9 protein-coding genes and 1 pseudogene are annotated in these 12,500 nt (G+C 65.7%); 8 read left to right on the top strand and 2 right to left on the bottom strand.

The features are described from left to right. Nucleotides 1-1,037 precede the first annotated feature (1,037 nt). Nucleotides 1,038-2,111 (top strand): 4-hydroxyphenylpyruvate dioxygenase, encoded by a 1,074-nt coding sequence (gene hppD / locus NBG84_RS36710; RefSeq protein ID WP_250924048.1) that lies wholly within the window; start codon nt 1,038-1,040, stop codon nt 2,109-2,111. 353 nt (nt 2,112-2,464) lie between these two features. Here the strand turns inward: hppD and NBG84_RS36705 are convergent, their stop codons facing one another. Continuing rightward, complete coding sequence (locus NBG84_RS36705; RefSeq protein ID WP_250924047.1) at nt 2,465-3,529, bottom strand: methyltransferase; 1,065 nt, start codon at nt 3,527-3,529, stop codon at nt 2,465-2,467. Nucleotides 3,530-3,674: 145 nt separating this feature from the next. Between NBG84_RS36705 and NBG84_RS36700 the strand changes: the two genes are divergently transcribed. Continuing rightward, nucleotides 3,675-3,836, top strand: coding sequence for a hypothetical protein (locus tag NBG84_RS36700; protein ID WP_250924046.1), 162 nt, complete (start codon nt 3,675-3,677; stop codon nt 3,834-3,836). Nucleotides 3,837-3,851: 15 nt separating this feature from the next. On the opposite strand, the pseudogene NBG84_RS41710 reads toward NBG84_RS36700, so the two are convergent. Then, nucleotides 3,852-3,896 (bottom strand): annotated as a pseudogene (locus tag NBG84_RS41710) (hypothetical protein); the annotation flags it as partial. Nucleotides 3,897-4,760: 864 nt separating this feature from the next. On the opposite strand from NBG84_RS41710, the gene NBG84_RS36695 reads away from it, so the two are divergent. The 6 genes from NBG84_RS36695 (at nt 4,761) to NBG84_RS36670 (ending at nt 12,461) form a co-directional block, all read left to right on the top strand. Next, on the top strand, nt 4,761-4,922 hold the full coding sequence (locus NBG84_RS36695) for a hypothetical protein (protein WP_250924045.1): 162 nt from the start codon (nt 4,761-4,763) through the stop codon (nt 4,920-4,922). A gap of 306 nt (nt 4,923-5,228) precedes the next feature. Next, nucleotides 5,229-6,845, top strand: coding sequence for an AMP-binding protein (locus NBG84_RS36690; protein ID WP_250924044.1), 1,617 nt, complete (start codon nt 5,229-5,231; stop codon nt 6,843-6,845). A 180-nt stretch (nt 6,846-7,025) separates the two neighbouring features. Continuing rightward, nucleotides 7,026-7,298: a phosphopantetheine-binding protein gene (locus NBG84_RS36685; RefSeq protein ID WP_250924043.1), complete on the top strand. Its 273-nt coding sequence runs from the start codon at nt 7,026-7,028 to the stop codon at nt 7,296-7,298. 1 nt (nt 7,299) lies between these two features. Further along, nucleotides 7,300-9,282, top strand: coding sequence for a B12-binding domain-containing radical SAM protein (locus NBG84_RS36680; RefSeq protein ID WP_250924042.1), 1,983 nt, complete (start codon nt 7,300-7,302; stop codon nt 9,280-9,282). A 1,048-nt stretch (nt 9,283-10,330) separates the two neighbouring features. After that, nucleotides 10,331-10,546, top strand: coding sequence for an MbtH family protein (locus tag NBG84_RS36675; protein ID WP_250923949.1), 216 nt, complete (start codon nt 10,331-10,333; stop codon nt 10,544-10,546). A gap of 79 nt (nt 10,547-10,625) precedes the next feature. Then, nucleotides 10,626-12,461: a non-ribosomal peptide synthetase gene (locus tag NBG84_RS36670; RefSeq protein WP_250924041.1), complete on the top strand. Its 1,836-nt coding sequence runs from the start codon at nt 10,626-10,628 to the stop codon at nt 12,459-12,461. The last annotated feature ends 39 nt before the right edge of the window (nt 12,462-12,500 follow it).

The raw sequence follows: 12,500 nt of genomic DNA, 5'->3' as shown, positions 1-12,500 counted from the left end.
ACTACCTGGGCGTCGAAGAAGTACATCCCGGGGATGGCGAGGTTGGAGCGGGGCGACGGGGCTCCTCGATGGAAACGAGCCTGCCCTTTCGACGGGGAAGAGGACGCTCGGGCACCACCCGCTGGCGGGATTCGTCGACCAGGAGCGGCGCGGTCGCGCGGCGCCTGGCAGTGTCTCGTCGGCGGGACACGCTCCGTTTCCAATGCCGCGCTGAAATGGCGGCTCTCGCGCCGGACATCCGGCTGCGCAAGACGGAGGAACACGCATGGTCCGCGGTGCAGCCGTCCGCGCCGGTCATTTCGGTCACAGGACTTGGCAGGCGGCAGCGCTCGGTGGCCCGCCTGGCGGCTGCGCGGTGTGACCGGGGGCGCTGGTTGGCTCGATCGCGGACGTCTACGCTTTGCGGGCTTCGAGCGTGATCCCTCGGTTGTTCTCCTCGCTCGCCGTATCGGTGATCCCGGTGGGCACTGAGGAGTGGGCGGCGTCCCGCCGGCGAAACCAGGTCTCGCAACAGCTCTTGGCGCGCCCAGGCGGCCAGGATCTCCTTGTCGAAAGTGTCTTGTGCCCAGTCCTGAGGGCTTGGTCTTGTGCACGATCTGCTCGAACCAAAGAATTGTGCGGTGCCGGTGATGCGGTGTGGCGGATGAACGCCTTGGCCGCGGATACTCCGCCTCCCAGCGAGGACGTTTCTCAGCAAGGCCACTTCGGAAGGCGATCGCGATGAGGGAGACGCACGGCGCGGCGAGGGACCTCGGGTCCGATTCCGTCCGGGAGCCCCGGGTGAGCGGCGGAGCGGTGTTGAGCACGGCGGATCTTCCCCCGGCCGTCACGGACTTCGGTGCCCTTCGGGTGCGGATGTCCCACCTACTTCCATCCGGAGGGTGGGGGCGATCACGCCATCCGGCTGTCGACCGGCTAGGTGACCCACGCCGAGGTGGCAGAGGGGCTCCGCCGACCGGCCGATTTCATCGAGTCGGAGGTGCCGCCGCACATGTCCGCAACTGAGTCCGGTCAAGTGCGCATGCTGGGGGTGACAGATGGAGATCCAGTCGATCGATCACATCGAGTTGTTCGTTGAGGACGCCGAGGAGGCGGCCTCCGATCTACGCGACCGTTTTGGCTTCGTCCTGGCTGGTCGCGGTGGAGCTCATACGGGTCTGCACGGATGCGAGTCGGTGTTGTTGCGGCAGGGCGACATCACCCTGCTGGTGACCTCGGCCACCAGCTCCGATCACCGTGCCGCCGAGTACGTCGGGCGGCACGGTGACGGCGTCGGTGTGATCGCCCTGCGCGTCGTCGACGCGCGGGCCGCGTTCGCCGAGGCGGTCGGGCGGGGGGCCGTCCCCGTCGCCCCGCCCGAGACCTTCGGCTCCGAAGGGGACCGGGTTGCCTTCGCCTCGGTGACCGGGTTCGGTGACGTGGAGCACCGCTTCGTCTCCCGCGCCCGGTCCGGCGGCCCGTTCGCCCCGCTGATCGATGAGACCGGCTGCGGCGACTTCAGCGGGGGACTGTTCACGGAGGTCGACCACTTCGCGGTGTGCGTGCCCGCGGGCACCCTGGACGAGACCGTGCACCGCTACGAGGAGATCTTCGGCCTGCGCCAGATCTTCGAGGAGCGGATCGTCGTCGGGACCCAGGCCATGGACTCGAAGGTCGTCCAGAGCGGATCCGGACGGCTGACTCTCACCGTCATCGAGCCGGACGTCACCCGTGACCCGGGCCAGATCGACAGGTTCATCGCAGCCCACGACGGCCCCGGGGTCCAGCACATCGCGTTTCTGACCGAGGACATCCTGACGGCCGTGCCCAAGAGCGCCGAGCGAGGCGTGCGCTTCCTCACCACGCCACAGAGCTACTACGAGATGCTGACACCCAGGCTCGGCCCCATCGGCGTCCCGATGGAGGCGCTGCGCGAACTCAATGTCCTTGCCGATCGCGACCACTCAGGGGTCATGCTCCAGATCTTCACCGAGTCGCGGCACCAGAGAGGCACCTTGTTCTACGAACTGATCGACCGCCGAGGCGCCCGCACTTTCGGCAACAACAACATCCGCGCCCTCTACGCGGCCGTGGAGCGCCAGCAGGCGGGCAATCTGACCGGCCTGGACTGAGCGTGCCCTCCAGCAGCCGCGGTCCGGCGCGACTCTCGCTGGCCAAAGCGCGGTGGAGGACAAGCCATGAGGCTGGCGCTCGGCGACTTCCCGCGATCCGCCAGAACCCCGCTCAAGCCCGCGGTCTGGGACCTTGTCGGGGGCGGTGCCGGAGAGGAGCTGACACTCGCGGCCAATGTGGGGGCGTTCGGCCGCCCGCGGCCGTCGGGCCGCTGGTCCTGCGCGGCGCCGAGCGTCGGACGTGCTGAGCATCCTGCTCGGCGAACTGACCGACGCCATGGCGCTCGCCGACCTCCGTGTGCTCGCCGACATGGGTCCCGAACTCGCCCGGCCAGCGGTTTCGGGATCGGTCGTCACATGCTCCTCGGACCCTGGCCGGACGGGACCACCTCGATGAGGCTGAAGGCCGACTCCCCGACCGGCAGCACCCGGTCCCGGACCAGGCCCGCGGCGGCGAACAGCTTGTCGAACTCCGGCAACGTGCGCTCCCGGCCGCCCAGGAGCACCAGCATGCCAAGATCGCTCCAGCGCGCCGGATGGGGTTCGGAGGTCACGGGAACGACGAGTTCGCACACCAGTATCCGGCCACGGGGAGGAAGCGCTCTGGCGCTGGCGCGCAGAATGTCGGCGGCCTTCTCGTCGTCCCAGTCATGCAGCACGCTGCAGAGCAGGTGAACATCCGCATCCCTGGGAAGCTCGTTGAAGAAGCTGCCGGCCACCAGCGTGCATCGGTCCCGTACCGGGTCGAGCAGGGAAATGCGGGCCGCGAGTTCGATCACGGAACCGCGGTCGAACAGCACGCCCCTCAGCCGCGGCTGGGCTTGCAGGACCGCGGACAGCACCGTTCCGGTGCCGCCGCCGATGTCCATGACCGTGCGCGCCCCATCCCACACCGGCAGTTCGGCCACACCGGCGTACAGGCGCACGGCCCGCTCCCGCATCCGGGTGTTGAAGGTGGTCTCGGATGTGGGGTCGGCCTCCTGGCTTTCGAAGAAGGTCTCGCCGGAGGCGGCTGTGATCGACCGCATATCCGCGGCGGCATCGGCTGCCTTCAGCCAGGCTCGATAGGAATCCATGTTGGACAACGTGGCCCGCATCGACACGGTGGAATCGGCCTTGAGTACCGCGCCCAATTCTGTGGGGGTGAAGCGCCCGCGTTGGTCCCGGGCGAAGAAGCCCGCTCCGGTGAGGGCGTTCATCAGGCTCAGGAGCGGCTCCGCCGCGAGGCCGACAGCGGCCACGAGTTCCTCGGTCGTAGACCCGTCGGGCGCACAGGCATCGGCCACGTCGAGACGCACGGCGACGGCCAGCGCGTAGGGAAGTACCGCGACGATGCTGTCGTCCGCCATCAAAAGGAATTCGCGTACGACTGGATCGGGCACGCCGCGCACCAGCCGTTCCAGTTCGGTCAACGTCACCAACCCCTTTCAGTCGATGTTGTCCGGATAGCGAAATCAGATTCGCGATTCCTCGACCGAGATGTGCAGTGCGGGCTCATGATCTAATTCCCATCTTCGTGACCAGATCCACCGGAGCCGTGGGGCGGCTCCTACCAGCTGGTCAGTGAAAAAGCTCGCCGAGTTCCCGCGCGCCGACAGGGAAGTCCCTGAACTGGTCGGCTTTCTCCACCATCTCGTCGTCTCCGGCACCCTTGGAGACGGCCACGAGTCACTCGAAGGCTTCGCTCGGATGAACTTCGTAGAAGTAATGGACCTCGGCCAGTAGAAACAGGCCGCCCCGGAAGTCCTCGCGTCCCATCACGCCGGACGGAGTCAGGATCCCCACCTCCCGCTCGCTGGTGAACGGCTTGCGTTGGGGAATGATGGGGCTGCGGTTCGGGGCCAGTACGGTGCTCTCAGCAGAGGCTTCCCTTACGCCGAACGCGCCGTCGAGGGCGAGGTCGACCCAGAGCGCCTGTCCGCTGAACTCCCCGCATTTGACCGCCGAGTGGACGGCGGCTGCGTCGAGGAACCAGATCTCGCCGGGCCGCAGGTGGAAAACGCTGTCGTCGCCCGAATGGAAGGCCAGCGGGGTTCTCTTCGGGAACCAAGAAGGTGCGGACGTATCGGCCGAGTTCGTGGTCGAGTCGCGCGAACTCGCGGTGCGGGACGACGATGCCGTTCTTCATGTTCCTGCTCGGGTTCTATCCGGCCAAGTATATGCGAGCGCATGCGTCCCCCTCATGGTGTTGAGTCCGGGGTCCATACCATTGTCCTGTCGGCGGGACAGTCGGGGGCTCGAAAGAGGGCAGACCCGAGAGTTCACCAGTGCTGCCCGGCTCTTTCGTCGCGCGGTGCCGGACTTCCGTGGATAGACCTTCCCCCGCCTGTATTTGCTATCCATCTCATCAGGTCGACTCGCTGATCTGCTCTCAACCCCGCTTTGCCGGCGAGTAATGGACACCACTGGTCCCGTGTGAACGGAAGGGAATCGCGGGCCGTGTGTTCGATTATCGGAGAGCTTCGTCTCGTCGACGGGACACCGGAAAGGACCAGGTCTGCCGCGATAACGGTACGGCCCGGTAATGGCCTGGCTGGCGCTTTCGGTGGGGCGGAGGGAAACACCTGGCGGTGCAGTCGTGGCCGCGGGTCCACTGGCGGGATGAGACGTCGGAACGAGGCAGCGCCTTCGGATGTGTCAATGTCACTCGTGCAGCAGATCTCGGTGCTGTGGGGAATACTTGAACGGTTGCGAGTCGGGCCGGTTGATGTCCTCTTCGCGCTCGTCGGAAATTCGCTGATCTGGATCCAGATCAGCGATCGGGTGTCGCAGGACTGCGGCGTCGAGTATCCGTGCGCGCCTCTTACCTGACGCAGACCCAGGCCCGGGTCGCCGAGCTGATCGACCAGGGGTAGGTAAGTCCAGCTCTTCGGATCGGATCACGGCGATGGTAATCTCATTTTCCAGCGACCCGAGAATATAGATCAGTCCTGCTGTCTGAAAGACGGATCCAGCAGCATCGAGTGAGATTTCATCACCGTGCATTTGCAGAGACCTCACGGCTTGGATCCCCTGAATCGAGCAGCACCTTATTGGTGCATTCACCCGCAGCCCACCCGGATCAGCCTGATTGGCAGATCGGCGGTTTCATGAGTGACCTTGGCCTAGGGATGGCAGATGGCAAGTAAATCGACAGGGTTGACTGTGTCCCATCCGCTGCCCTCGTTGTGGGGCGGCCCGGCGGACCCGCCGTGCCTGCTGGAGGTGCTGGCCATGACCGCGGCCGCGCGGCGGGGCGAGGTCGCCATCCGCGATGAGGACCGTGAGCTGACGTACGGCGAACTGACCGCCTGGACCGGGAGGATCGCCGCGCTGCTGGTGGATCGTGGAATCGGCTCGGGAGACCGGGTGGCGATCACCGGCTCGCGGAGTGCCGCGATCGTGGCGGCGATGCTCGCCACGGTGCACATCGGTGCCACGTATGTGCCGCTGGACGTCGGCTACCCGGTGCGGCGCCTTGAGTACATGACGCGCGACAGCGGTGCCAAGGTCCTGCTGTTCGCCGGTAGTGAGCCCGCGTTTGCGACCGATGTGGAGTCCCTGCGGATACCGCCGCCCCCAGAAGTATCGACAACAGACAGGTCGGATCTGGCCACGCCGCGGCAGTCGTGCCAGGCGAGCCTGCCCATTTACATCATCTACACCTCCGGGTCCACGGGCGTTCCCAAGGGGGTCGCGCTTCCGCACCGCTGTATCGACAACATGGCGGAATGGCAGCGGAGTCACTCGGTGCGGCCGGACCTGCGGACCGCCCAGTTCACGCCGCTCAACTTCGATGTGTGGTTCCAGGAGGTCCTCGGCACGCTGTGCGGCGGAGGAACGCTGGTGATCATGCCCGAGCCGCTGCGGCGTGACCCGATCGCTCTGCTCGACTGGTTGGCGGACAACCGGATCGAGCGGCTGTTCCTGCCGTATGTGGCGCTGAACATGCTCACCACCGCCGCGGCCGCCGCCGATTCGCTTGACGGTCTTGCCCTCCGGGAGGTGAATCTGGGTGGTGAGCAGCTCGTTTGCACCCCCGCTGTGAGGGACTTCTTCCGACGGCTGCGGGGTTGTCGGCTGAACATCCACTACGGGCAGAGCGAGTCTGCGATGGTCACCGCGCACACACTGAGCGGGTCACCGGAGAACTGGCCGACGTTGCCGCCGATAGGGAGCCCCTTGCCGGGTTGTGAGGTGATCGTCGAGCCGGTCGATCAAGGCGAGTCGGCGGTGGGGGAGCTCTTGGTGGCCGGCTTGCCTCTGTCGGCCGGCTATCTGAATCTGCCTGACCTGAATACGGCGCGGTATGTCTCGGTGGACCGCACCCGTCACGGCCACGACCGGGTCTTCCGCACGGGGGATCTGGTGCGGCTCGAAGACGATGTGATCCACTACGTCGGCCGGGCCGACAACGAAGTGAAGATCCGCGGCGTCCGGGTGAACCCGCTGGAGGTGGATGCCTGCCTGCTCGAACAGCCGGGCGTCACCGAGGCGGTGTGCGTTCCGATCGAGATCGAGGAGGGCTCCCGTCAGCTGCGGGCCGCCGTAACGGTCGACGGAGGGGAAGGGGCCTTGGACTCCGTCCGGGCGATGGCCGCCCTGACCGAGCTGCTGCCCAGCCAATCCGTGCCCATCTCCATCACGGTTCTGCCGGAAATACCGCACACACCGAGCGGCAAGGCGGACCGTAAGGCAGTCGCCCAGACGCTCGCGGACATGCACCTGCGAGGCCACGGGCGCCCGGTCGCTTGACGATGGAAGCAACTCCACCGTACGAGGCACGCCGGCGGGACCCTCGCCCTACTCCGGCCAGTGGCCGGAAGCCCACATCAGCGACGTGGACCTGAAGCGTTTCGGGTTCGAGGCGAGGCCCGTTCACCGAGTTCTCGCCGAAGGTTGCGGACAAGACGCCAGCGCAGACAAGGACATCAAATGGAAGGCGACTTCGAGACGCAGACAGAACGTCAGCTCGCGATGATCTGGGCTGACGTCCTCAAGCTCGACAAAGTTGGACGTGAACAGGATTTCTTCGGCCTTGGCGGGGACTCGATGCTGGCCACCAAGGTGGTTCTGGAGGCCCGCCGCATCTGGAACATCGATTTCACGGTGCGAGTTCTGATCGACTCGCCGGTTCTCGCCGACCTCGCCGACCGAATCGACCTGCGGGTGGGACAGGGCGCACGGGATCCGAGCCAGGAGGTCTGACATGCTCATCAACAGTGGCGCGCATGAGGCTGGCAGGGACGACCAGGAGAGCAAGAAGGTCGTGCTCGTCGAGATTCCCACCTACGAGAACATCCTGCCGCTCGCGTCCGGCTACATCCAGGCGTGCGCGCAGGCGGACGACGCGGTGAGGGCGACGCACAACTTCGAAATAGTCTCCTATCCGGTGACCGATGACCGGCACAAGCTGCTGGAGGACCTCGCCGGGAAGTACGCAAAGATCTACACCTTCAGCTGCTACATCTGGAACATGAAGCTGGTCAGCTTTCTGCTGAAGGGGTTACGGGAGCGGCAGCCGCACGCCCACTTCCTGCTCGGCGGCCCGCAGGTGATGAACCATGCTTCGACCTACCTGGCGGATGCGCCCGAGAACGTCTACGTGTGCAACGGGGAGGGGGAGAGAACGTCCCTGGAGCTGTTCAAGCAGCTCAACAACCCGACGCCCGACCTGTATCAGGTCCCAGGACTCAGCTTCTGGTCCGGCGGTGAGCTTGTGACCACGGAACCCGCACCGCGCATCAACAACCTCATGGAGATTCCCTCGCCCTTCCTCACGGGCGTCTTCGACGGCAACGAGTTCAGCCTCGGGATCATCGAGACGAACCGCGGGTGCCCCTTCCGCTGCACCTTCTGCTACTGGGGCGCGGCCACCAACTCCAAGGTGGTCAAGTACGAGGAGGAGCGGATCAGGGACGAGTTGACCTGGATCAGCAACAACAGGTTCTCCGGCCTCTTCATCGCCGACGCGAACTGGGGGCAGTCACCCCGCGATGTGGCGATGACCCAGCACCTCGTGGAGCGCAGCAAGGAGACGGGGTCCCCGCTGGTCGTGTACATGGCGGCTGCCAAGAACCGGCCGGAGCGCATGGCGCAGATCACCGAGATCTTCGTACGCGGCGGCCTCATGGTGACCCAACCGATCTCGCTGCAGACACTGAATCCCAAGTCGCTCAAGCTCATCGAGCGAGCCAACATTCGCGAAGAGACCTACGTCGAACTGCAGCGTACGCTCAGGGAAAAGGCGATCAGTTCCTATGTGGAACTGATCTGGCCCCTGCCGGGGGAGACCTTCGAGTCATTCAAAGACGGGCTGACCAACCTGTGCCGGTCCTACGCCGACACCATCATCGTCTACCCGCAGCTGCTCCTGCACAACACGCCCATGGAGAAGCAGCGCGAACTCTACGGCTTGGCGACGGAGGCCGTACCGAGCGACGTGTCCGAGGCGGAGGTCGTGGTCGCCACGAACTGGGTGTCAGAGGACGCTGTCCGAGACGGATACTGGATGTACAACGCACTGCATACCGTGTACAACATGCGCGGCCTGTTCCTGCTTTCCGGCTATCTCGACTCGGCCGGCATCGTCTCCTACGGAGATTTGTTCGCCAGCGTCGCGCGCTACTTCGAGGACCGGTCGGATACCGAAGTGCTCCAGCTCTTCACCAAGTCACTGGCTCACCTGAGCAACTATGACGTGCTTCTCAGCGGCAAGATCGGTCACATGATTCTCAGCACCCATCGCGAGGAGTTCGACGCGTTGCTGGTCGAATACGTCACGTCCCAGGAGTGGTGGTCGGACCCGATGGCCCGGCAGACGTTCGAGATGGACCTGATCGCACGGCCCTACATCTACCGCGAGTCGGTGCGGGTGCCGGACCACGAGTTCACGGAGATCGTCGTGCGGGGCCTGGGTGACGCGGAGAGTTTCATCGTGGAGGTGTCCACGGAACTGGCCACCCTGCTGGTGGCGCGCGAGATGCTCGACGCCGACGTGCAGGCTGACGCGTCAGGGCGGGTCACATTGCGCGTCAACCATCATGCCCGGCAGAAGATGCCCTACATGCCGCAGCGGAGTCTTGAGCACAACGCCAACTACTGCCACGGCACCGTCCTGCGCTTCCGTGAGGTCCTTCCCTTCGTCGAGCTCCACTCACCCCAGCCTGTGCCGGCTTCGGCCGCCGATTGACCCTTCCCGGCCGCGTCATGGCTCGAACCTCCCGCTTGTGGTCGGCGCCGGCCGGGAAAGCGACCAGATCGCGCTCGCACAAGTCGGTGTCACGTTGGAATCCCTCTCACTCTCCAGGTAGGTAGCGCGCCGACCAGGTGCGCGTTGTGATCCTCCAATCCCTGAAGGAGTCGGCCTGGCCGGGTCCTGCCAGTCCAAGCTGACGTCGCCCGGACTACCGGACACGGAGGGATCACGCGTGGGTCGCGCGGTGCTTTCCCCTGTCTCGTCGGCGGGACAGGCCCAGTTTCACTCGCCGAGGCGATGACCCCCGCGCGGGCCACGGGGACCGACCGCCACTGCGCAGCGGGAGCTCCAGCCGCGCACAGTCGGCAAGCTGGCCCGCGCAGCGGGCATGGCCGGTGTGGAAGGGCTGACCCTGCTGGTCCTGATGGGGCTCCCCGCCGCGGAGCGGCTGCTGATCGGCCCGTGCCGTCGCGAAGCGGCGGCACGAGTTCACTATCGCCACGGAAGGCACTGGCCGATGCGCCGATCCGCAGTGCCGTTCATTCGACAAGGTCCCTGACCACCTGCTGCGCTGTGTCCACTGCGGAGGCATCAGTGGGCTCTTCCTCTACGGGATGTACCACCGGTGCCTGGTCGGTGACCGCAGGCTGGCCCCGCGGAGCTGGCCGAGTCACGCGATCGTGGCTTCGGCCCATGCGTCCATCAGGAATTCCCATTCCCCTCCCGACGGCGCGATCACGGCCACTACCGCGCGAGGGTTTTTGACTGCGGCGGACGCTTTTGATGTCTTTCGACCTGGGAGGCCAGACATGCTGACACGGAACTCCGGTGGGATATAGAGGCAGACAGACGACCGATAGTTCAGCGATTCCGCCACTCTTGTGACATTGGCGGTCGAGTCCTACCGTCCTACACGAGCATCAGCGTGCCCGCGAATGCAGGATGTCCCGTCGACAGGACGACGCCGGTCGGCGAATCCGCGCCTGGCCCTGACGATTTCCCTATCCCGAGTCACCCCGTGACGCTATTGAGGACGGTGGCAGTGAGCACGAATCCCTTTGACGATGAGGACGGCCGTTTCTACGTCGTGGTCAACGACGAGGACCAGCACTCTCTGTGGCCGGTGTTCGCCGAGGTGCCCGCGGGCTGGCGGGTGGCTTTTGGCGAGGCGGCCAGGGCCGAGTGCCTGGAATACGTCGAGCAGAACTGGACCGACATGCGGCCGAAGAGCCTGCGGGAGGCCATGGCGGTGGACTGAACGCCGACCAACTGGACCGCTACTCGACAGTGGCTGCCGCGCTCGCCCGATCGGGCACCCGTCACATCGGAGTTGGTTGATGATCCTCCAGGGAAGGCAGGTCGCCCTGCCTTTGGTGCCCGTTGTGCACGGGCGGTTTGAGGCGCACGCCCGGGTCACTCCGGATGCTGTCGCCGTCTTCTGCGCCGGGGAGCGGGTGTCGTACGCGGAGTTGGACGCGAGGGCCAACCGGTTCGCGCACTTCCTCGCCGCGCGCGGACACGGCCGGGGCGCGAAGGTCGGTGTCTGCCTCGACTACTCGATCGATATGGTCGTCGTCGTCCTCGGCACGCTGAAGGCGGGTGCGGCCTATGTGCCGTTGGACCCGTCGTATCCGGCGGCGAGGCTCCGGCTGCTGCTGGGTCAGGTCCCCGATCTGGCCCTGATCGTGGCGTCCCCCGCGACGGCCGGGCTGGTCGGGTCGGCGACCGTCGAGGTCATTGCGCTTGAGCGGTTACCGGGTGAGCTGGAGGGTCTCCCGGTGACTGATCCCGATGTCGAGGTCACCGGGGACGATCTGTGCTACGCGGTCTTCACGTCCGGATCGACCGGTGTGCCGAAGCTGACGGGGGTGCGGCACGAGGGCTGGTTCAACCTGTTGAACTGGCTGGTGCTCGAGTACGGCCTGCACCGTGGGTCGAGGAACCTGGTCGTCAGCGCCTTCGGGTTCGATCTCTCCCAACGCGCACTGATGATGCCGTTGTTCTGCGGCGCCACCCAGTACTTGATGGCGAGCCGCAACTTCGATGCTGCGATGGCCTATCGCATGGTGGCCGAGCACGGGATACGCACCGTGCATTGCGCGTCGAGCACGCTGTACCTGTTGGTGGACTGGGAGACGGCGCGTGGCGGTGAGGCACTCACCCGGCTGGACTACGTGCTGTTCGGCGGGGAGCCGCTGCACGTCGAACGGATCGCGGACTGGGCCCGGCGGGAGGGGAACACTTGCACTCTCCTGCACCAGTACGGGGTCGCCGAGTGCACGGATGTCGCCTCGTCGTACGACCTGGCCGGCTACTGGCCCGGCGAGCACGACATCGTCCCGGTCGGTAGTCCGGTCTACAACACCGAGATTCACATCCTCGACGAGCAGGCGCGCGGTGTCGGGGCGGGTGAGTACGGCGAGATCTGCATCTCCGGGGCCAGCGTCGGCGTGGGCTACCTCAACGGCACAGGTCTCGACTCCGAGCGGTTCACGACGGTCCTGGTCGATGGTGGGCTGCGTCGGCTGTATCGCACGGGTGACCGTGGTTATGCCACCGGGTCCGGGCAGCTGGTCGTGGCGGGTCGGATGGACGCGCAGGTGAAGGTGCGGGGTATGCGCGTTGATCCCACTGATATCGAGCGTGTGCTCGGAGGGCTGGCTGGGGTCCGGCAGGCCGTCGTGGTGGCCGGGGACGGTGGCGGTGGCGAGGTCGAGCTGGTCGCCTTCGTTGTCCCGGTGGGCGACGGCCTGGACGAGGGTGATGTGCGTGCCCGTCTGCTGGAGATGTTGCCGCGGAACATGGTGCCGGTCCGGTTTCTCAGTGTCCCGCGGATTCCGTTGAGTCCGCACGGGAAAGTGGACCGTGCGGCACTGGTCGCGGAATTCGGGCGTCGGTGTGTTGGCGTGGTTGACCGGCCGTTGTTGGTGAACGGGAGGGCTGCGATGATTGCTGAGGGGGTGCGGGCCATTTGGTGCCGGGAACTCCAGCGCGATGGGATTTCTTTCGATGACGACTTCTTCGCTCTGGGTGGCCAGTCTGTGATCATGGCGAGAATTCAGGGGGCCTTCTTCGAGGAACTGGGTGTTGAGGTCCCGATGGATCGGTTGTTCCTCAATCCGACGGTGGCTTCGATTTCGATGTATATCGAATCCCTGCGGGCGGAGACCTGACGGTAGGAGAGGGCCATGTACGACATCATTGTCATAGGT

The organism is Streptomyces albipurpureus, from assembly GCF_023701525.1.
In the GTDB taxonomy this organism is placed as follows: domain Bacteria; phylum Actinomycetota; class Actinomycetes; order Streptomycetales; family Streptomycetaceae; genus Streptomyces; species Streptomyces albipurpureus.
Note: the sequence above shows the minus strand (reverse complement) of the source record. Positions and strands in the feature narration are given on the sequence as shown.

Excerpts from the sequence above, each read along its gene's own strand:
- hppD (WP_250924048.1), top strand. The coding sequence starts at position 1,038 with ATGGAGATCCAGTCGATCGATCACATCGAGTTGTTCGTTGAGGACGCC.
- NBG84_RS36690 (WP_250924044.1), top strand. The coding sequence starts at position 5,229 with ATGGCAAGTAAATCGACAGGGTTGACTGTGTCCCATCCGCTGCCCTCG.
- NBG84_RS36685 (WP_250924043.1), top strand. The coding sequence starts at position 7,026 with ATGGAAGGCGACTTCGAGACGCAGACAGAACGTCAGCTCGCGATGATC.
- NBG84_RS36680 (WP_250924042.1), top strand. The coding sequence starts at position 7,300 with ATGCTCATCAACAGTGGCGCGCATGAGGCTGGCAGGGACGACCAGGAG.
- NBG84_RS36670 (WP_250924041.1), top strand. The coding sequence starts at position 10,626 with ATGATCCTCCAGGGAAGGCAGGTCGCCCTGCCTTTGGTGCCCGTTGTG.